Annotated in this window: 15 protein-coding genes and 1 riboswitch; of the genes, 6 read left to right on the forward strand and 9 right to left on the reverse strand. The window is 63.1% G+C overall.

Going from position 1 to position 20,909, the window contains the following annotated elements; genetic code table 11:
• Positions 1–114 precede the first annotated feature (114 nt).
• The gene (locus HWX53_RS18230; protein WP_175943389.1) at positions 115–1,014 is read left to right on the forward strand and encodes a LysR substrate-binding domain-containing protein; all 900 of its coding nucleotides are present in this window, start codon (positions 115–117) and stop codon (positions 1,012–1,014) included.
• Between the two features lie 120 nt (positions 1,015–1,134).
• Positions 1,135–1,536: a tautomerase family protein gene (locus HWX53_RS18235; RefSeq protein WP_175943391.1), complete on the forward strand. Its 402-nt coding sequence runs from the start codon at positions 1,135–1,137 to the stop codon at positions 1,534–1,536.
• Positions 1,537–1,619: 83 nt separating this feature from the next.
• Here the strand turns inward: HWX53_RS18235 and HWX53_RS18240 are convergent, their stop codons facing one another.
• The 7 genes from HWX53_RS18240 to HWX53_RS18270 form a co-directional block, all read right to left on the reverse strand.
• The gene (locus HWX53_RS18240; RefSeq protein ID WP_175943393.1) at positions 1,620–3,527 is read right to left on the reverse strand and encodes an AAA family ATPase; all 1,908 of its coding nucleotides are present in this window, start codon (positions 3,525–3,527) and stop codon (positions 1,620–1,622) included.
• A gap of 644 nt (positions 3,528–4,171) precedes the next feature.
• The gene (locus HWX53_RS18245) at positions 4,172–5,557 is read right to left on the reverse strand and encodes a gluconate:H+ symporter (RefSeq protein WP_175943395.1); all 1,386 of its coding nucleotides are present in this window, start codon (positions 5,555–5,557) and stop codon (positions 4,172–4,174) included.
• A gap of 70 nt (positions 5,558–5,627) precedes the next feature.
• Positions 5,628–6,515 carry an amidohydrolase family protein gene (locus HWX53_RS18250; RefSeq protein WP_175943397.1) on the reverse strand — a complete coding sequence of 296 codons (888 nt, stop codon included), beginning with the start codon at positions 6,513–6,515 and terminating at the stop codon, positions 5,628–5,630.
• A gap of 50 nt (positions 6,516–6,565) precedes the next feature.
• A complete protein-coding gene (locus HWX53_RS18255; RefSeq protein ID WP_175943399.1) occupies positions 6,566–7,840 on the reverse strand; it encodes an MFS transporter in 1,275 nt (424 codons plus the stop codon).
• A gap of 56 nt (positions 7,841–7,896) precedes the next feature.
• The gene (locus tag HWX53_RS18260) at positions 7,897–8,622 is read right to left on the reverse strand and encodes a GntR family transcriptional regulator (RefSeq protein WP_175943994.1); all 726 of its coding nucleotides are present in this window, start codon (positions 8,620–8,622) and stop codon (positions 7,897–7,899) included.
• A gap of 461 nt (positions 8,623–9,083) precedes the next feature.
• A complete protein-coding gene (locus HWX53_RS18265; RefSeq protein ID WP_175943400.1) occupies positions 9,084–9,740 on the reverse strand; it encodes an HAD family phosphatase in 657 nt (218 codons plus the stop codon).
• Positions 9,741–10,049: 309 nt separating this feature from the next.
• Entirely contained in the window at positions 10,050–10,847 is a 798-nt protein-coding gene (locus tag HWX53_RS18270) for a spherulation-specific family 4 protein (RefSeq protein WP_175943402.1), read from the reverse strand.
• A gap of 53 nt (positions 10,848–10,900) precedes the next feature.
• Positions 10,901–10,988, reverse strand: a riboswitch (cyclic di-GMP riboswitch).
• 222 nt (positions 10,989–11,210) lie between these two features.
• Between HWX53_RS18270 and HWX53_RS18275 the strand changes: the two genes are divergently transcribed.
• Together HWX53_RS18275 and HWX53_RS18280 are read left to right on the forward strand one after the other, a co-directional pair.
• On the forward strand, positions 11,211–11,918 hold the full coding sequence (locus HWX53_RS18275; RefSeq protein ID WP_175943404.1) for a hypothetical protein: 708 nt from the start codon (positions 11,211–11,213) through the stop codon (positions 11,916–11,918).
• Positions 11,919–12,139: 221 nt separating this feature from the next.
• Entirely contained in the window at positions 12,140–14,401 is a 2,262-nt protein-coding gene (locus HWX53_RS18280; RefSeq protein WP_175943406.1) for a filamentous hemagglutinin N-terminal domain-containing protein, read from the forward strand.
• A gap of 173 nt (positions 14,402–14,574) precedes the next feature.
• On the opposite strand, the gene HWX53_RS27955 is transcribed toward HWX53_RS18280, so the two are convergent.
• Positions 14,575–16,128, reverse strand: coding sequence for a methyl-accepting chemotaxis protein (locus HWX53_RS27955; RefSeq protein WP_175943408.1), 1,554 nt, complete (start codon positions 16,126–16,128; stop codon positions 14,575–14,577).
• Positions 16,129–16,705: 577 nt separating this feature from the next.
• Between HWX53_RS27955 and HWX53_RS18290 the strand changes: the two genes are divergently transcribed.
• Complete coding sequence (locus tag HWX53_RS18290; RefSeq protein ID WP_175943410.1) at positions 16,706–19,483, forward strand: PAS domain-containing protein; 2,778 nt, start codon at positions 16,706–16,708, stop codon at positions 19,481–19,483.
• A gap of 256 nt (positions 19,484–19,739) precedes the next feature.
• On the forward strand, positions 19,740–20,390 hold the full coding sequence (locus HWX53_RS18295) for a hypothetical protein (protein ID WP_175943412.1): 651 nt from the start codon (positions 19,740–19,742) through the stop codon (positions 20,388–20,390).
• Between the two features lie 73 nt (positions 20,391–20,463).
• Here the strand turns inward: HWX53_RS18295 and HWX53_RS18300 are convergent, their stop codons facing one another.
• Positions 20,464–20,814, reverse strand: a complete 351-nt coding sequence (locus tag HWX53_RS18300) for a hypothetical protein (RefSeq protein WP_175943414.1) — start codon at positions 20,812–20,814, stop codon at positions 20,464–20,466.
• Positions 20,815–20,909 lie beyond the last annotated feature (95 nt).

A 20,909-nucleotide genomic window follows, 5' to 3' on the forward strand; every position in this document is an offset into this window, starting at 1 on the left:
TACTCCGGACTAGAGACTGTGAATGACTGCGGTACTTGACGTACACACGATACGGCCCGATCATCATTCCGTAAATTTGAAACTTACGAAGGGTCGCATCTGCGAAATCGAACGATGCCTACGCGAACCAATCTCGACATGGATGTGCTGAGAACCTTCGTCACCGGGTTCGAGCTCGGCAGCTTCGCGCGCGCGGCGGAGCGCTTAGGCCGCTCGCAATCCGCGATCAGTACGCAATTGCGCAGACTGGAGGATCAGATCGGCCGGCCTTTGGTGCAGAAATCGGGGCGCGGGCTCGCGCTCACCACAGCGGGCGAAGGTCTGCTGAGCTACGCGAAGCGCTTGCTCGAACTCAACGACGAAGCAGTGGAAACCGTGCGGGGATCGGACCTCGAGGGCTGGGCGCGGCTCGGCTTGCCGCAAGACTTCGCCGAAAGCTGGCTGCCGGCGGTGCTCAGCCGGTTCTCGAGAGCGCATCCGAAAGTGCGCGTCGAAGTTCAGGTAGATAGAAGCGCATCGCTCATCGAAAAGACACTGACAGGTGCGCTCGATGTCGCGCTCGTTTGGGGAGACGGCAGCGCGTCGCCGCACGGCGAACGCGTGGCGGCCGTGCCCATCCACTGGGTCGGCCGGCCGGACTGGGGTGGCGTGGAAAGTCTTGGCGGGCAGCCGCTGCCCTTCGTCGCGTTCGACCCGCCCTGCACGTTCCGCTCGGCCGCCGTCGATGCAATGGATGCAGCAGGCCTGTCGTGGAGACTGGTTTTCACGAGTCCGAGCCTCTCGGGGCTGTGGGCCGCGGTCGAGGGCGGCCTCGGCATCACCGTTCGAACGGCCCTCAAGATGCCGGCGTCACTCGTTGCGCTGGACCCGGCGACAACCGGCTTGCCCGCTCTGCCGCTCGCGCCGCTTTCGCTTCATCGCGCAGAAGCCGAACCCACGGCCGCGGTCACGAAGCTGACCGATATCGTGACCGAAACGATCCGTGACGAACTTGCCGCCGTGGCGATGCGCTGAGCAACGGTTCGATTTAATGAATGAATGAGTTCTGAACTTTCAAATTGCTCGAAGCAGCGAGCAGCCATATCTTCTCGATAAGCAACTCTCTACGAGTGCTTCGTACAAGGAGAAATGGCCATGCCCTTCATTAGCGTCAAGGCGATCGGTGAACCGCTCGCGCCGCATCAAGTGAAAGCGATTCAGGAAGGCATCACTGCGTTGATGGTCAATGTCCTTCGCAAAGTCGGGCCTCTCGTGGGTGTTCTGGTCGAACAAGTACCGGCCAAGAGTTGGACCGTGGGCGGCGAGCCAGTCGCGTGTGCGGCGCAAGTCGATGCTATCGTCAGCGCTGGCACCAATACTGCCGAAGAGAAGGCGCGTTTCATCCGGGAAGCGAGCGCACTGCTTCAATCAGTGATCGGCGGCACGCTCGCGGAAGTGAGCTATGTCGTGATTCACGATGTGCCGAAAGACAGCTGGGGCTACGACGGACTCACGCAAGCGTATCGGGCGGATCAGCGTAGCTCGCGCGAATCATGACGAGCCGCTAGCGCGGCATGCCATTGAAGCAGAGAGCGAGGTGCATCACTGGCTTAACGTGATGATGCACCGCGAGCAACGGGTTAAGCCGCGAGCGCCTCGTCAACCGCTTCGACAGCCGCCGCATGCTCGCGAATCAGCCGATACACCGTCTCCCCCGGCACCGTCTCCGACTCCAGCAGTTGCTCCGCGATCGCGCGAAGCACCGGTTCATTCGCCTTGAGCAGCGCGAAGCACGCATCGTTCAGGTCGGAGAGAAGCTCGTTCGCGTGTCCGATCGCGGTCTTCAACTGCAGGCCCGCGACTTGTTGCGGCAAGGCGGCGAGGCTGAAGAGATTGCCGTCGTTGTTGAAGCCGAACTTCGAGACCATATCCAGCCCGATGCGCGATGCTTCCTGCAAGTCCTGCGCCGCGCCGCTCGATGCCTCGTTGAACATCAACAGTTCCGCGTTGCGTCCGCCGAGCAGCACCTGAATCTCGTTGCGCATCTCGGTCTCGCGATACAGATGCTTGTCCTGCGCCTTCGTGATGAGCGCGACACCCAGCGCGCCGCCGCGCGGCAGAATGGTGACTTCTTCAAGCACGCCCGTGTTCAGCAGCGCCGCAACGAGTCCATGCCCGGCCTCGTGAATCGCAATGCGCGTGCGCTCGTCGTCGGACAGCGCGCGCTCGGCACCGTTGATATCGCCGATGCGCGCAATCTTGATCGCCTCGACGAAATGATCGGCCGCGACTTCCGTCTCGCCGGCTTTGCGCGCGACGAGACCCGCCTGATTCACGATCATCGCGAGCGTGGCCGGGGACAAGCCCGTGGTGAGACGCGCGAGTTGCGTGAAGTCGATGTCGCCTGCCTTCGTCGTCAGGTTCGCCGCGTAGAAACGCAGGATCTTCTCGCGGTCGTCGATATCGGGCAAACGCACTTGAATGGTCCGATCGAAACGGCCCGGGCGGCGCAGCGCCTCGTCGAGATTGTCCGGGTGATTCGTCGCTGCAACGATGATGACGCCTTCGTTTGACGCGAAGCCATCCATCTCGGCAAGCAGCTGGTTGATGATGCGGTTGCTCTCGGCTTCGACCGGACCGCCGCCCGTATCCGTGCGCTTGCCGAGGCCGTCCGCTTCGTCGATGAAGATGACCGTCGGCGCGTTCCTGCGCGCGAGTTCGAACAGGTGCTTCACCTTCTGAATGCCGACGCCATAGTATTTCGCGCTGAAATAGCTACCCGTGATCGCGATGAAGTTCGCGCCGCATTCGCCCGCGAGCGCCTGCGCGAGACGCGTCTTGCCGACGCCCGGCCCGCCCGTCATGAGAATGCCGCACGGCGCGCGCACGCCCATGCCGGTGAATTGCGCGGGCTCGGTCAGCCACGCGCGCACGTCCGCGAGCGCGGCTTTCGCTTCGCCTGCGCCGATCACGTCGTCGAAGCGCATGGTCGGCGATTTCGCGAGCAATTGCGCGCCGCCGCGCATCTCGCGGCGCATGAACCACAATAAGCCGGCGACCATCGCGACAGGCAACAGTATGCTCAGGATATCGCGCAGACGATTGAATTCGTCGTCCCATCGCGCCATGCCCGTATGCACGTTCGCATCCGGCAGCCAGACCAATTGATAGGGCGCGGTTTCGCCGGTCTTCATATCGCCGATCAAGAGCGCATTCGAGAACGCGCCGTCATGGTCGGCGACGTAGTACTTCTCCCCGCGCCGCGTCGATACGAGGATCGCGTCGCGGCTCACGCCGATGGCGGTCACATCGCGCGCGCGCATATCGGCCATGAGTTGCGAGACATCTTTCTCGCGATGCGTCCACGGCTTCGCGTCAGCGCGCATTGCGCTTGCGACGCCCGCGAGCGCGAGCGGTTCGTGATGCGCGGCATCGACGTGTTGACGCCACGCGATGGCGCCCGCAGTGGCGATCAGCGCGGCCACCGCGACGCCGTAAGCGACGAAGCGGCCAAAGCGTGAGCGAAGGAGGTTCCTTACCGGTTTCATCTGGCAAATCCTGGAACGCGTCGAGATGGCGACCGTTCTTTGTGTGGGGTGAAAGCACCCGGTCTGTAAAGGCGAGCTTCGGTGGCGTGATGTCCGCCGGACACGGCGCGACGATTGACCTACGACCGCAGAAGAGAGGCGCGCGTGGCACTAGTTCTTTTTACGGCGGGCGGCGGGCCTTCTTGATGTCTAAACACGAGACCGGTAATTTGTTCCCGATCCTTCACGCACACAGAGGGCCGTCGCACGGAGTGCAGGGTATCACAGCGTGCGCAAACGCTCTCGTGCGGTAATTAGTGCTGAAATGGGGCTTGATTGTTTGCGGGCGGTTTTCGCGACGTGCAAACGGTCGTCGTTGCGGTGGACGTTGCGGTGGACGTTGCGGGCGAATGATCGGTCTCGTGATCGAGTGCGTCTCGGCGAGCCCGCACCAAGTGAACGATGAACGACGATCAAACGTGGAGCGAGCGGATGAATAGACGAAACACCGCGCTTTTCCAGCCCGCTATGCACGAGCCTAAGCGTCTCACGACCCTTCGATGGTGTTCGTTCGAGCCTGGATGCTTCGTACTTCTTATGAACAGCGGCGCGGTGTTGAACTCACGCTACGTCTTTTCGCGTAGCGTGTTGCACGTGAGCCAAACTCAGTGACTACCGATAACCGCATTGAATACAAGCGCCATGATCAGACCGACCACCGCCACGATGGACTGAACCACCGAGATCGTTTTGGTCGCTTCGCCCATCGTCATGCCGAACGATTCCTTGACCATCCAGAAACCGGCGTGGTTCGCATAGTTGAAGAACAGCGAACCGCAGCCAATCGACAAGGCCAGCAACGGCAAGTTGAGACTCGGATCGGCTCCCGCAAGCGGGGCCAGCAAACCCGCCGCGCCGACGATACCCACCGTCGCCGACCCGGTCGAGACTGAAAGCGCCATGGCGATCAGCCAGCCAAGAATCAGCGGGGGAAAGGCGAAGTGCTGCGTCAGATGCACGATGGCCTCGCCCACCTTTGCGCTCGTCAGCATCTCCTGGAACGCGCCGCCTCCCGCGATAATCATGATGATGGACGCAATCGGCTTGAGACTCGCGCCGAGCGCGTGGCGCAGCTTCTCGGCATCGCCTCCTCGCGCGAGGACCAACGTCGTCACGGCGAACAGGACGCCTAGCAACATCGCGATCAGCGGATTGCCGAGGAAGCTCGCCACATGCAGCGTCGGCGAACCCTTCGGCAAGACCATTTCAGCGACAGCATGAACCAGCATCAAGATGGCAGGCAACAAGGCCGCCAGCACGCCGAGACCGACGGAAGGCCGCCGGTCGGCGCCGCCCTCTTCGACGACGGTGAATTGATCCAGCAAGCTCTGATCAGGCCTCGTGCTCATGCGCGGCGAAATGAACGCGCCATAGAGCGGTCCTCCCAACACCATCGCTGGAATCGCCGCCAGAAAGCCGTACACCATAGTAGGGCCGACCGAAGTCTTGAGCGTGGCGATAGCGGTCAATGGCCCCGGATGGGGCGGGACCATGCCGTGCATGGCGGCCAGCGCCGAAATCACCGGCACACCGACGTACACATAAGCCGAGCCCTTGAATCGGGCGTGACTTTCCAGCTTGCGCGCAACGCTAAAGATCAGCGGCAGCATGACGACCAGCCCCACTTCGAAGAACATCGGAATGCCCACGACGAACGCCACGAGCGTCATCGCCCACGGAATCATCCGGTCAGAGGCGCGCCTTAGCATGGCTTCGGCGATCTGCTCAGTGATACCCGCATCGGCGAGGATCTTGCCGAGCATCGCGCCCAGCGCGATGACTACTCCCACCGCGCCCAATGTCTTTCCCGCGCCGTTCGTCAGATGCTTGACGATGCTTCCCGGCTCCATGCCGGTGGCAAAGCCCACGCCGATGGATACGACGAGCAACGCGAGAAGCGGATGCATCTTGATGCGCGACACGATGAGCGCGACCAACACGAGCACGCTGAAAAGCGCAGTAAGCAATAAATCGATGTCTAGAGGAGTCATTTAATCTATCTTCGGTTCGAAGTGTGTTGCCAGAGGAGCGGCGCGGCTTTGTCGGGAACGTCAGGCGCGATTACTGATTCGCGGCCTCGTCGTCGAACATGTAGAGGCTCGCCGGCGTATGCGTCAGCACGACGTTGCGTTCTTCCGGGTCCGGAATCAGCGCGTGCAATAGGTCCAGCGACCTCGACGTTTGCTCGGACTTCTCGAACTGCGTATGAGGCCAGTCGCTACCCCACATCAGGCGATGCAGGCCGAAGGCTTCCCGCAAGAGATCGAATGCTTTGCGCGCCTCGCGCTCGACGACATCGTGGTTCGGCCAGTTGCGGTATGCCCCGGATACCTTGACCCACACGCGCTCTGATCGAGCGAATTCGAGCAGACGGCGAAAGCCTGGATCGCTCGCGCCGAGAGCCGGATCGGGCCTGCCGAAATGATCGACGACGACGTTGACGCCCGCTTCGAGAAGCGGCGCGACGATGCCTTCGAGCCTTGCTGCTTCCGCGTGCACTTCGACATGCCACGCGAGTTCCCGCACATGAGCCAACGTGCGCGCGCTGACCCAGTGGTCCAGCGAATTGTCGGCGTGCCCGATCAGATTCAGCCGGATGCCCACGATGCCCGCTTCGGCCATATCGGTCAGCGTGGGCAAATCGCAATCGCGCTCGATCACGGCGACGCCACGCAGCCTGTCGCGCGCGCTATTCAATGCGTCGATAAGATAGCCGCAATCGGTGCCGAGAAAGCTGGGCTGCACGAGCACACCGCGCGCTATCCCATGCGCGTCGAGTTGAGCGAGGTACGCATGCAACGGCGCGTCGTAATCGGGCGCATAGCGGCGATGCTCGGCGAGCGGAAGACCGCGCCTGAAGACATGAGCATGCGCGTCCACTGGTGCGATCCCGGATCGACGATGCGCATCCTTTCGACGGCTCACGTCTGTCTCCGACTCGGGGAGCATGGGTCTTTCCTCATCAATGGTTTCGACGCCGTGCGTAAATGGCCGGCCATTCAGTGCCTTGGAGCGTGAGCGAGCGGTCGCGAGTCCTCCGCGCTCGCCGCGACTTCGCCCAGCACGCGGCCGCGCGTCTCAGGCAGCATCAGCACAGATAGCACGACGATGGCGTAGGCGAGGCCCGCATCGATGCCGATTGCCGTACCGAGCGACATATTCGCCGACATATGGCCGACGAGCACAGGGAATCCCGCGGACACGACGCGACCGAAGTTGTAGCAGAACCCGACGCCCGTGCCGCGCACGCCGCGCGGATACAGTTCGTTGAACAGCGCGCCCATGCTCGCTGGAATGCCCGCCGCGAAGAAACCGAGCGGAAAGCCGAAGAACAGCATCGCGGTATTGCCGAGCGGAAGGGACACATAGGCGACGACCGTTATCACGCAGCAGATCGCGAACGTGAGAATGGTTCTTCGGCGACCAATGCGATCCAGCAATTGCGCGCTGACGAGGCATCCGCAAAAGAAAGCGACGATCACGACGGCGAGATAGCCGCCCGTACCGAGCACGGACAGATGACGCTCGCTCTTCAGGAACGTCGGCAACCACGTCATCAGAGCGTAATAACCGCCGTGCGCGCCGACGCCTAGCAACGCGCCGATCAACGTCATGCGAAGCATGCCCGCTGAGAAGATGCCGGTGTCACGCGTCGCTTGCGACGATGATGACGATCGCGCCGGCGCTTGCGGCTCCTGCACGCCGCGCCGGACGTACAGAATTAAAAGCGCAGGAACGATGCCGATTGCGAACATCACGCGCCATGCCGTGGCCGCGGGCACGAGCGAGAACATCAGCGCATACAGCAGCACGGCTGCGCCCCAGCCGACGGACCATGCGCTCTGCACGCTGCCCATCGCCTTGCCGCGATGCTCGTTGCGGATCGTCTCGGCCATGAGCACGGCGCCTGCCGCCCACTCGCCACCGAAGCCGAAACCCTGCAACGTCTTCAGCACGAGAAACTGCGGATAGTTCTGCGCGAACGCGCACAGGAAGGTGAAAACGGAGAAGAACGCGACAGTCCATTGCAGTGTTCTGACGCGTCCGAACCGGTCGGACAGCATGCCCGCGATCCATCCGCCCAGCGCCGATGCAACGAGCGTGACGCCGCTCACCAGTCCCGCTTGCGTGCGGCTGATCGACCACTCGGCGATGATCGCGGGAATGACGAGGCTGAACATCTGCACGTCGAGCGAATCGAGCGCCCATCCGCCGAAGCACGCCCAGAACGTCCTGCGTTCATTGCCTGAAATTTCTTTGAACCAGTTGAACATGCCGTCTCCGTCGCCGGTTGTAATCAGAACAACGTGCTTGCGTTAGCGCGCGATCACTAGCGGATCTCGGCTTGATAGATGAACTCGCTGGCGGGACCACGCGAACGGCGCCATTCCAGCGGCTGCCGGTCGTAGCCGAATGCAAGACGTTCGATGACGACGGCCGGCGCGCCCGGTTCGATGTTCAGGAGTCTCGCGTGCCGTGAGCCGATGGCTTCGACCGTCAGCGTTTCCGTGGCCGACGCCACGATCTGGTTGCACTGCGTCTCGTACACCGGGTACAGAAGATCACCGATTTCCTGCAAGTCCATCTTCGCGAACGCGGCAAAGCGCGCGTAGGGCAACCATATTTCTTCGGCAAGCATCGGCACGCCGTCGATCAGCCGCAGACGGGACATCTGAATCACGCGGGCCGTCCGTGCAATTTGCAACGTCGCGGCGACGGCGGACGGCGCATCGACGACCGCGCGGCGCAAGATCCGGCTCTCCGGGATGCGGCGTTCGCCTTGTCGGGTCTGGAAGCGGAAGAAGCGAAACAGGGAACCGTCGAAGTTCGCGCGGCGTACGAATGTCCCTCTGCCCTGGAATCGTTCGAGAAGACCTTCAGCCACGAGCAGATCGACCGCCTTCCTGACCGTACCGACGGCAAGGCCATAGCTTTGCGAAAGCGCCTGCTCGGTGGGAATCGCTTCGCCCGGTCGCCACTGACGACCCGCGATCAGGGCTACCATTTCGTCGCGCAAGCGCTGGTAACGCGGCAAGCGGTCATCGGCTTCCATAATCTTTCCCCCTCAAATTCATATATATGATTACATGTTTCCGAGTTTCGACGGATGGGGGATAACCCTGCTTACGAGCGTGGGAGCAGCGTGCGAACGCTGTTGGCTGGCGCCGAAGGGACAGAATGGAGTGGCGAACGACTAACGTTGGTTCACACGATGAAGGATGATGGCCGCGCCGCATGTCCGGCTGCGATCCGACTGCCTTGATGATGCCGGGCGCGTGGACACTGAGCCTGGCGTTGAGGTCTTCGAGCGCCGAAGCGGTGTCGGACGCAATGCAAGCGATTGCACTTCAACGAAGGCCTGACGTTTCGTCACGCAGACGCTTCGCTAAGCATGGCCTGCTTGAACGCGCTCATGCGGCGCAGCCATGCCAGCGGTATCGACCATGTTGGCGGACATGGGCCGTCATGACGCAAGCTTCCTAGAGGCTGCGCCGACTGCGGCCCGACGTCACCGTTCTATCGCAACGCCTCAGAGGGGAGCCCGAGCTTCGCCGCGAGTTCATCCGGCGAGCGCACGATGTCCGCTTCGGAGGGAAAGAGCGCAGCGGCTTCATCGTCGGCGGGCCAGCCGATCACGCGCATGTGCGCGGCGATCGCACCGAGCGCGCCGGTCGGACTGTCCTCGACCGCGACGACCTCTTCCGGCGCGAGCCGCAAAAGCCACGCTGCGCGTTCGTAGGGCTCCGGGCTCGGCTTGCCCTGACGCACGTCGTTGACGCTGACCGTGATGAGCGAAGGATCTTCGATCCCGAGCGCGCGCAGGTTCGCTTCGAGCAACATGCGCGATGCGTTCGATACGATCGCCTGCGTGATGCCGGCCGCCTTCGCCGCGCGATACACCTCGAGCGCGCCGGGACGCGGCGTGAGCTTCGGTGCGCCGTTCAGATACGCCCGCGCCCGAAACGCCGACCACTCGCCGAAATCGACCGTCAGCCCGAATCGTTCGCGAACGAGCGCATGCACTTCGCGCCCGGTCTTGCCGAAGACGAGCGGATGCATCTCATGGCCCGCCTGCACGCCGTGATGCGCGAGCGCCTCGACGAGCGTCGCCAGATGCAGCGACTCGCTCTCGATGAGCGTGCCGTCCATGTCCCACAAGATTGCCTTGATCAAAGCCTGATTATCCTTGTCGTGCTTGCGCTGCGAACGCGCGTGCGTCGAGCGCGTGGAGATCGTCCTAGAACTGCTGCGCGTGCGCGTACAGCCCCTCGAAAATGGGCGTCATGCGATCGTATCTGTCGCTTGCGCGCGGGTCGGGTTGCACTTCGCTCTCGGACTTGACGAAGCGCTGACCGCATCCGCGAGACGCGCGACATGTCCGTGCGCGGTAGCCGCGAGGACAGCGCAGCCTATCACGCCGCACTCCACTTCGGCAGGAACGAGGATTCGCGTGCGAGTATTCCGCCCGTCCCCGCGCCTCTCTCACTGCGCCACGGCGTTGGACACTTCATCGTTCCAGTATGCAGGAAGGCCCTTATAAGGGTTCGGCAAGGTCAGCGACGTCACATATACGCCGCCTGCGCCATGCGTCCTCGCATATGCCAATACGCCCGGCATTTGCGCCGCGCTTGCGTTGTAGACGATGTGCACGAAGCGGCTTTTTGGATACGCTGCTTGCCAGGCCATCGGCTGGAATTTCGCGTAATTCTTTGCGTTGCCTTCGAAGACGACGAACTGGTCCGCCGTCGGCAAGCTTGCGTAGATCTCGGGAATAGTGGTGCCCGGATTACCCGTGACCGAATAAGTAGACTTCAGTCCCTTGATGTAGTTATAGACAGACTGATAGAACTGAACATTCGAGGTCTGACTATCTGAAGTCATCTCGTCGATGAAGAACCCATCGACGTTATAGAGGCTCACGTACATATTGATATCGGCCACGACCGCGGACAAAGACCGCTTCGCGTAAGACGTCGATACGTAGCCTATGACCTTCCCGCCCGCCGCGTGGAGTTTGGCGACGGCGGCGGCGTAATTGGCATCCGCGCTCGTGCCCGGTCCGCTATTCGGATTCAGAATCGCAGTGGTCGTTACTTTGCTCGCAGACGCAGCGAGACTGTTCCAGTCCGCCGATGTTTTGCCCGGGTAGAAATACGATGGCACGACGAGGCTCAGGGACGTGCCCGACCCGCCCGTACTGCCTGCCGCGAGCGCCGCGCCGCTCACCATGACCGCCGCGAGAGCAGCCCCCCACTTCAAGAACGCCCGATTGATTTGCATTTCGCCTCCTGACACGGGCATTGCTGCCGCCGTCGATTGGCCCGCCGTTCGTGGCGGGCAACTGGCAAACTCACTCGTAATCACGCGTGAGTCCCTTTAGCTTTGCGTCGCCGGATCACTCCGGGTTTGCCTCGTCGCATTATCGGCCCACGACGTAGAATCTTTAGCCCTTTTCGTGCATTTTTTTGAACAGATGTGGTCTGACGCTGAGTGCACGCATTCGCGCTGATGAATGCCTGCGTACGGCGTCGCACGCATGCCGCACTGACGAATCGAACACCGGCCGCGCGCTGCTTGCCAAAACGAATTTGCGGTCTAAGATACGCACAGTAGTACATACCATTTTCGCGGAGTGAGGCATCTATGCGAAGCTTGCCGACATTCCAGAAGCGCATCGTCAGAGCAGCGGCTGTCGTGTCAAGCGTGATCAGCGTTGCTGTGATCGGACTGGCGCCGCCGGCTTACCTGTTCGCGCAAACGGGCGGCGCATGCATCCCGGTGAATGAACGGACTACCGAGTACGGTTGCTTTGTCCATGCCGAAGAGCATCTGCAAAAGCTACCGGACGGTCCGATCTTCTGGCATATCGATCGGTTCACGGACCGTTCATCGGCTCAAGCGGCAAAGACTACGAATGGAACGGTCGTCGAAATTCTCGGGACCATCTGGCTTTTCACGATCGCTGGTGAGTCCTGGCGATCATCAACGGGCGAACACATTGCCGATGTCGGCCCGCTGACACTTCCCCAAGCCCGTTCCTTGATGGCCACCTACATGGAAGGAAATTTCAAGCCCGGCATGCAGTCCACGATCCATCGCCATCCGGGCACCGAAGCGTGGTTTGTTCTGAGCGGCGCTCAGTGCCTCGAAACGCCGCATGGCGAACAGCTCGGCCGGCCGGGCGCGCCGCCGGTCATCGTTGCGCCAGGAGAGCCCATGCTCCTCACCGGCATCGGCAAAGAGCAAGGGCACTGGCTGGTGCTCATTCTCATGGACGCGACCATGCCGCGTGGATTGCCAGCCGACGACTGGACGCCGAAGCATACGTGCGAACGTTTGCGCATCGACTGACGATCGCGAGCGAAGGACGCGCGTCAGATTGCCGCAGATCAAACGTCGGACGTTACAACATCAGAAGCGCACGTCCGTGCATAGAACGGGCTTACGCGCGCATTGCATTCTCCTTATCGCGGCCTATGCTTAACCATGATGCATTAGATTCGTTGTGCTACGCAACGGGAGGTCTTATGCGCGCTGCGTTCGGCTGTCGTCATCGTCTGTCCAGGACTACGATGCTGGTTTTCCTGACATGCGCGTCGTCGCCCGTCGCCTTCGCGGCCGGCCCGTTGCCGCAGAACGGCCGCTTTGTCGCGGGATCAGGCGGCATCGCGTCGTGTCCGGATCAGATCACCATTACCCAAAACTCCGCTCGGGGCGTCATCGACTGGAACAGCTTTTCCATCGGCGCAGGCAATAGCGTGAGGGTCGTCAATGGCTCCGGCGCTACGTTGTCGCGGGTGACCGGCTCCAACATCTCGACCATCGACGGGAACCTGAGCGCGACCGGAAGCTTTTACCTCATCAATTCGCATGGCGTGCTGATCGGACGGCAAGGCGTCGTCACGACCGGCGGCCGCTTCGTCGCCTCTACGCTCGATACGTCGAACGCCGGCTTCATGGCGGGGGGTCCGCTGACTCTGTCGGGCACGAGCAACGCATCCGTGGTCAATCTCGGCCGAATCAGTTCGAGCGGTGGCGATGTGTTCCTCATTTCGATTTCTCGCACAGAAAACGAAGGACGTATCGCTGCGCCCAACGGAACCGCCGAACTCGTCACCGGCAAGCAAGTCTTGTTGAAGGACTCGGCATCCGGCACCCAAGTCTTTGTGCAGCCGGGTAGCGTGGGCGATGTCGTCAACGGAGGCACCATTCGCGCCGCGCAGGTCCATCTGGAAGCGGCCGATGGCAACGTCTACGCCCTCGCCGGACGTCACGCCGCCTTGCGCGCGACCGGCACCGCCACGCGCGATGGCCACGTGTGGCTCGTCGCTCGTCAGGGCGATGTGCAGCAGCATGAAAGCATCGACGCGCGCAATAGCGACGGCACGGGCGGCACAGTCGACACCATCGGCAAGACGATGGAGTTCGAGCACAGCACGGTGACGGCGTCGAAGTGGAACATCGGCGTAAGCGAACTGAACGCGGGACCGCACAACGCGGCGGCGCTGTCCCGCAGCCTGTCGAGCGGCACGTCCGTGACGATCAACGCGGACAGCGACATCAATATGTTTTCGACCCTGCGCTGGACGGGCGCCGCATCCCTCGCGCTGAACGCCGGACACTCGATTCTGATCGGACCCGTCGCCACGCTATCGAACACGGGCGCGGGCAACCTGACGCTGCGCGCCGATTCGAAAGGTGTCGACAACCACGGCAGTATCACGAACACGGGCACTATCGACTGGTCACGAAGCACCGGCTTCGTCGCCGCGCTCTACGATTCGAACGGTCAGTACACGCCGGGCACCGTGCGCGCGAACGCCGCGTGGACCGCCGTGCCGTTTAGCGGACTCAAGACGCAAGTGACCGCTTATCGGCTCGTCAACTCGATCAGTGAACTGGAGAACATATCGCAGAACCTCGCCGGTAATTACGCACTAGGAAAGGACTTGTCCTCGACGGGCTTTTTCACGCCGATCGGTCTTGGCAACACCAACGGCTTCACCGGCCAGTTCGACGGCTTCGGGCATAGCATCGACGGCATCTCCTTCTACACCACCGAGGCCTCGGAGTCCCCGCCTCTGGGCACTTTCTCCACGATCGGCGCATCCGGCGTGGTACGCAACGTGAACTTGACGAACGCTTACGCTTCGCCGGGGGGAACGCTCGCGGGGCTGCTCGCGGGGACGTCGGCCGGCTTGATCGCCAACGTCAGCGTGAAAGGCCGAATGCTGACCGAGGATATCGGCGCGGGCGCCATCGGCGGCGTAGTGGGCGACAACACGGGCACCGTGTCGCGTGCGACGAGCAGCGTGTCGATGTACGCGCAAGGCGGGATGGGCGGCATCGCGCTGTCGAACTCGGGCCTGATCGTGCAGTCGTCGTCGAGTGGTGAGTACACCGGCGGGTCGCATTCTCACGTGGGTGGCATCGCGGCCGAGAACGGGGCCGACGGTATCATTAGGCAGTCATACGCAACCGGCGTCGGAAGCGGCGTGACGGACGGCGGCTTGACCGAGTACAACGGCGGCAGGATCGAGGAGTCGTTTGCCGCGATGAGCATTCCCCCCGTTCTGCCGCCGGGCGGTACGGGTGGCATCACGTCGACCAACGCAGGCAACGTCGCCAAGGACGTCTACTGGGACCGCGAAGTGTCGGGCCAGAGCCTCGGTGCCGCTTACGGGACGCCGATCCCGGCAGCCAACGGCCTCACGACCGCGCAGATGAGCACGGCATCCAGCTTCGGGCCGACGTGGAACTTCGCGCCGGGCGGGACATGGACGTTCATCCCGGGCGTATCGCACCCGGTACTGCAATGGCAAGTGGGTAGATAAGGCGAGCTCGATCGGCCTATTCGTCGTCCTCGCGTGACATGCGCCAGCCTGATGTGGCGCAAGAGTCGCCGCAAACACGGCGGCGCGTTCGACGCTCCACGAAAAAGGGCGACTGACACAGGCGCATAATGCGCGCCCGTCTCAGTCGCCCTAAGTCAACCGTTGTTTCGCGCTCAGTGCGTCTTGAACGCCGACACGGCCAATCCCAGCCGACGCGCCTGATCGTCGAGCGACGTCGCCGCAGCAGCCGCTTGTTCTACGAGCGCAGCGTTCTGCTGCGTCACGTCGTCCATTTGCGCGACCGCCCGGTTGATCTCCTCGATGCCCCGGCTTTGCTCGTGCGTCGCGGCGGAGATTTCGCTCATGATGTCGTTGACACGCTGAATCGACGTGACGATTTCCTTCATGGTGTCTCCCGCCTGATCGACGAGCTGCGTGCCCGCCGTCACTTTGTCGACCGACGTCTCGATGAGCGCCTTGATCTCCTTCGCAGCCGATGCACTGCGCTGAGCGAGCGTGCGCACTTCCGTCGCGACGACCGCAAAGCCCCTGCCTTGCTCGCCGGCGCGCGCGGCCTCGACCGCTGCGTTGAGCGCGAGAATGTTCGTCTGGAACGAGATACCTTCGATGACCGCAATGATCTCGGCCACGCGCGTCGAACTCTCCGAGATCTCGGACATCGTCGACACGACCTGCCCCACGACTTCGCCGCCCGTTTGCGCGGTCGCTGCCGCGTTCTCTGCGAGCTGAGCGCCCTGGCTCGCGTTCTGCGCGCTTTGCTGAACCGTGCTCGTCAGCTCCGCGAGGCTCGACGCCGTCTGCTCGAGCGATGCAGCCTGCTCTTCCGTGCGTTGCGACAAGTCGGTGTTGCCGGCCGACACTTCGCTCGATGCGGTGCCGATCGAATCGGAGCTCGTGCGAATCTGGGTCATCAGGTTCACGAGGTTGGCTTGCATGGCAGCGAGCGCGGCCAGAAGCAAGCCGGGCTCGTCCTCACTGTCGGCTTCGATGCGCGCGGTCAGGTTGCCCTTCGCAATGCCGTCGGCGGCCTCCACTGCGCGACGCAGCGGAACGCAAATGGCGCGGGTCAGCCACAGACCGAGCATCGAGGCGAGCGCCACGGCGATCAACGTGCCGACCGCGAGAACGGCAACCGTCACCGAACGAAGGTGCTGCACTTCATCGCTGCGCTGAGTCAGGAGCGCGGCCTCTGCGTCGCGAAACTCGCGCAGCGTCGCCCGCATTCCGTCCATCTGCGCCTTGCCGGACTGCGACTTGAAGTTGCGGGCGAACTCGTCGAGCGAACCGTTGCCGGCAGCGACCGCGCGGCGCGTTGCCATCATCGGCTCCGCAACGGTCGCGTACCAGGCTTGTTCCTGCTCGCCGAGCACCTTCAGGCGCGCCTGCTGCTGCGCGTTGTCGGAGGTCAGCGAGCGCAGTCGCTCGAAGCGCTCGGCGAAGCGTTGCTTGCCCGAGTTGAGCGGCGCGAGAACCTCGTCGTCGGCGCTGACCGCAAATGCGCGCAGGCCGGTTTCCATATTGACGAGGGAGAGTGTCGCCTCGTCGGCCGCTTCGAGGACCTTATACGAGTGGTCGTTCCACGCGACGGCTTCGGATAAGCGCGACAGGTTGCTGTAGCTCACGCTTGCGAGAAGCACGAGGATCGCCAGCACGGCGCCGAAAGCGATGGCCAGCTTCTTTGATACCGGAAAATTTCGAATGCTCATAGATAAGTCGGTCGTCGGCGCGGCCCACCACGCCTCGGACACGGTCGTACGTCCATCGGAGCGCGCATACGCTTACGCACTTGCTGTCGCATTTCGTGGCGAGGCCGGTTGGTCTCGATCGGACATGCAGCCCCGTTATCGGCGTGGTTTCGCCGATTCTTTAATTCATTCGATAAGCGACAAGGCGGGCCTCGACCGTCATTGCAGAAGTCAGAAATTGTTACTGGCAACCTCGGCAGCTTCGCGCGGACTCGACGCTCGAGCCCGCGTGCTTCATGAGCCGATGCGATCCATCGCGCCGCCGCCCGATGCCCGAACCGTCGACGCGAAATCAGATGTCGACACGCGCAAACATTGGACCGTCGCTGCCCGTCCTCGACGAACACCGTAACCAGCGGCCGGCTCGCTGAACAACGGTGCGTCATCGCAATGCGCTCCTTTCGTCTAAAATAAACCGTTCCCGGCTGCATCGTGAGTGCGATGCGAGAACCCGCTGACGATCGTTCCAACCAGCCCGGACCGGACCATCGTCGCACTCTTGAGTTCCAGTAACCGCATGCACGCTAACGAAGACGCATTGACGCTTGCACTGCTGGACGCGAACCCCGCGTCGTGCGCAATCCTCGGGGCAGACCTCCGCGTCGTCCAGGCCAATACGCGGTTCAAGCAGCTGTTCGGATGGTCGCCGACAGATCTCGACGCCGAGCCGTTTCTTTCCGTCATTCGCGTCAGGCTGCCCTTCCCCTCTGTCGATGTGTCGTGCGCCCGGCTCACGGCAGCGGCAACGCAAGCGCTCGGCGAGCGCCGCGTCGCCAGCACCACCGAAGCCTTGACCGACGAGTCGACAGCCGTCGGCATCCGGACGTGGCGCTTCGAGTTCCGCCCGTTCGCCACAGCCGATGCCGCGCCGTCCGCGCCGGCCCTTCTCCTTATGGCGCAGCCGCACGCAGCACTCGCGCTCACAGAGGCCGAGCGCGCGTTGCCCGACTCGGGCGAGCGCGGCGCCGGCTCCGACGAAAACGCGCCTTCAGCGGACGCGAACGGAACGGCGGACGACTATCGGCTGCTCGCCGAATTCATGCCGATCATCGTCTGGACCGCGCGGCCCGACGGCGCGCTGGATTACCTGTCGAGCGTCGCGTTCCAGCACACCGACGCGGATCAGCACTTGCTCGGGCGCGCCTGGGAAGCTCTCCTGCATCCAAACGACCGCGAGAACACGCTGGCGCGCTGGGCGGCAGCAGTCGCGAGCGGCGCGGATTACCAGATCGACCATCGCTTCCGGCAGATGGACGGCACGTATCGCTGGATGCGCTCGCTCGCGAGTCCCATGCGCCACAGCGACGGCGCTATCGTGCGCTGGGTCGGCGCGACCATCGACGTCGGGAATCCCGGCAACATCGAACTCGATCGCATGCGCCTCGAGTCGCGGTATCGCGCGCTCGTGGCAGTGGCGAGCGCGGTGGCGTATGTCTGCGATGCGAAAGGCCGGTTCATCGCGCCGCAGCCGTCCTGGGAGCGCTACACGGGACAGCCGTGGGAAGAACACCGCGGTTATGGCTGGGCCGAGATGATTCATCCGGACGATCGCGCGACGGCTCAGGCGGCGCTCGACCAGTCGCTTCAGACCGACATGCCGTATCGCGCGGACGTGCGCGTGTGGCACGCCGCGTCGTCCACGTACCGGCGCTGCCAGGTGCGCGCGGCCGGCAGCCACGACGATCAGGGCGCGATATTCGAGTGGGTCGGCATGATCACCGACGTGGAGGAAACGCTGCGCACGGCGCAAAGCCTGCGCGACGAACGCCACCGTCTGCATTTGTCGATCGAAGCGGCCGACATCGGCACGTTCCATTGCCCGCTGCCGCTCGACCGCATCGTCTGGAACACCAAGTGCAAGGAGCACTTCTGGCTGCCGGCAAACGCGGGCGTGAGCATGGACCTGTTCTACGCGAGACTGCACCCCGATGACCGCGACAAGACGCGCGTGGCTGTCGAGCAGTCGATTACGCACGGCGTTCCGTACGACGTGGAATTCCGCACGGTGTCGCCCGCCGGCGAGATCCGCTGGATTCGCGCGAAAGGCCGCACGCACGTGGACGAGCAAGGCCAGCCGCTGCGTTTCGACGGCATCACCATCGACATCTCGCGCCACAAGACGCTGGAGTTCGAACGCGACCGGCTCTTGACCAACGAGCGCCTCTTGCGCCTCGAAGCGCAACACACGAACCAGCTGAAGGACACGTTTCTCGCGACCGTGTCGCACGAATTGCGCACGCCGCTCAACGCAATGCAATCGTGGCTCTTTCTGCTCAAGCAGGAGAACGCGAATCCCGGCCTGATGGCGCGCGGCATCGAAGCCATCGCGCGCAACGTTCAGTTGCAATCGCGGCTCGTCGACGATCTGCTGGACCTGAGCCGCATCGCGGCGGGCAAGATGCTCATCAGCGCGGAGCCGTTCGATCTCGTGCCGCTCCTCAAGTCGGAGGTCAGCGACATCGAGCTCGCTGCTGGCGCGAAGCGCGTCACGGTGACGGCCGATCTGCCCGATACGCTCATCATCGAAGGCGATCAGATGCGGCTGCGCCAGGTCTTCTCGAACCTGCTTAGCAACGCGCTCAAGTACAACGGACAGAACGGGCGCATCTGCGTGCACGCGACGAGCAAAAGCAATCGCGTGGAAGTGCAGGTTGCGGACAACGGCGCGGGCATTCCGGCTTCGTTCATCGACCGCGTGTTCGAGCCGTTCGCGCAAGCGTCGCAGGCGACCACGCGCACCTTCGGCGGACTCGGCATCGGGCTCGCGATTGCGCGCAGCATCGTGACGCTGCACGGCGGCTCGATCACGGCACATAGCGACGGCGAAGGACGTGGCAGCACGTTCACGGTTCAGCTTCCGCTGGCGTCGGCGGAGCGCTCGTTGCAAGCCGCCTCGGGCGCGGCGCACGTCGCGCCGTCTTCCGACGAGGCGCTCGCGGACCTGTCGATCCTACTCGTCGAAGACGAAGCCGACGCGCGCGAGGCGATGCGCGCCGTGCTGGAATCAGCGGGCGCCGTCGTGCGCGATGCCGAGTCGGCAGCCGAGGCCCGCCAGTGCATCGCGGCGCAAGCGTTCGATATCGTGCTGTCGGACATCGGCATGCCTCGGGAAGACGGCTACGTGCTGACGCGGTCGTTGCGCGAGGCGGGCTGCACGTTCCCGGCCATCGCCGTGACGGCGTTCGGCAGGCCTGAAGACAAGGCTCGCGCAATGCAGGCGGGGTTCGACCTGCATTTGGCCAAGCCCGTCGATCCGGAAACGCTATTCAACGCGATCAGGCAGCTGATGGCGACGCATCGCCGGGCAAGCCTTTGAGCGTGTAAACCTAACGCGGCGCCACGTTCTCTGGCGCCGTGTCGGGCGATGGAATGCGAATCCGGCAGCCTCGATCAGAACGCGCAGCCACCGGGAACGAGCGAGCTTCGAAATCCGCGTACCGCGCGCCGGGTCACTCGCGACCACGCAAGCTCAAGATTGTTCGAGCGGCTCCGTAAACACAACTATCAGAAGACATCGGCGCGTCGCCCACTGAGCGCGACGCGTTCACCTCAGCCAGGAAGCTCCCGCAATCATGAAGTTGTTGCTCGCTGTCGCGGCAGGCGCTGTCGCGCTCTCCGCCCCGCTCGTTCACGCACGCGAAATCTACGGCCAGATCGGCACCGAAGGCGCAGGCATTGGTTTTTCTCAGCCGCTCGGCAGCCGCGACAACGTGCGCGCCGAGTTCAACGGCGTGCAGTTCTCGCGCAGCTTCAACTCGGGCGATCTGCACTACGACGGCACCGCGCATATCTATCACGGCGGCCTCTATCTCGACTTCTTTCCCGCGCCGGACACCGTGAGCTTCCGGTTCACGGCGGGCGCGCTGATCGGCAACGATAACGTCGACGCCACCGCCACCAGCCCGAGCGGCACCTACACGATCAACGGCACGCCGTATCCGACGCTCGGCGAAAGCATTCACGCTAAAGCCCGCTTTCCGACGGTGCGGCCGTATCTCGGCATCGGCTTCGGTCATACGCCGATGGCGCAAAAGGGCTTTTCCGCTTTCTTCGATGCAGGCGTCGCCTATGGCCGTCCCCACGTCGACTTCGACGTGCCCGCCGATATCGTCGCCGAAGCCGGCGCGGCGAACATCGAAGCCGAGGAGCGCAAATTGCAGGACAAGGCTGACAAGCTGCGGTTCTATCCGATCGTCAAAGTCGGCGTGACGTATCGGTTCTGATGTGTGACGCAGCGTCGTGGTTGCGGCATCGTTCAGCCGTTGCCACTCGTGCGGTTCGCCAAAGCGTCCCGATCTAGCCCTGCTGGCCGGGGCCTGGCGGAGTCGGCGTGGCTGCGTCGATGGTGCGGCCACCGGCCCGCTGAAGCGCGGCCTCGACGTCCTGAGCGCGAGCTTCATCGACGCGCGCAGTGAGAATGTAGCGTGACACTTCGCCCTGATGCCTGAAACGCCTGTCGTACTCCTCTTCCGTACCCAGCGATGTCACGCTGTCGCCCGCGAGAAAATTGCCGCGCACAGGGCCCGCTTCGTCTGCCTGAAACGCGATATCAACCGCGTCCGCGTCGACGCCGGCCTGTAGAAGCGCTTCGCGCGCTTGCTCGGTTTCTTCAAGAGACCGAAAAACTCGTGCGATTGTCGTCTCCATGCTTTCCCCCTGTCGACATGAGGATGACGCAATCGTCGTGCCGCAATGGGCTCTTAATGTGCGCGAGTACGTGCGAGTAGCTTGAGCCATCCATC

It is taken from the genome of Caballeronia sp. BCC1704, assembly GCF_902833455.1.
GTDB lineage: Bacteria > Pseudomonadota > Gammaproteobacteria > Burkholderiales > Burkholderiaceae > Caballeronia.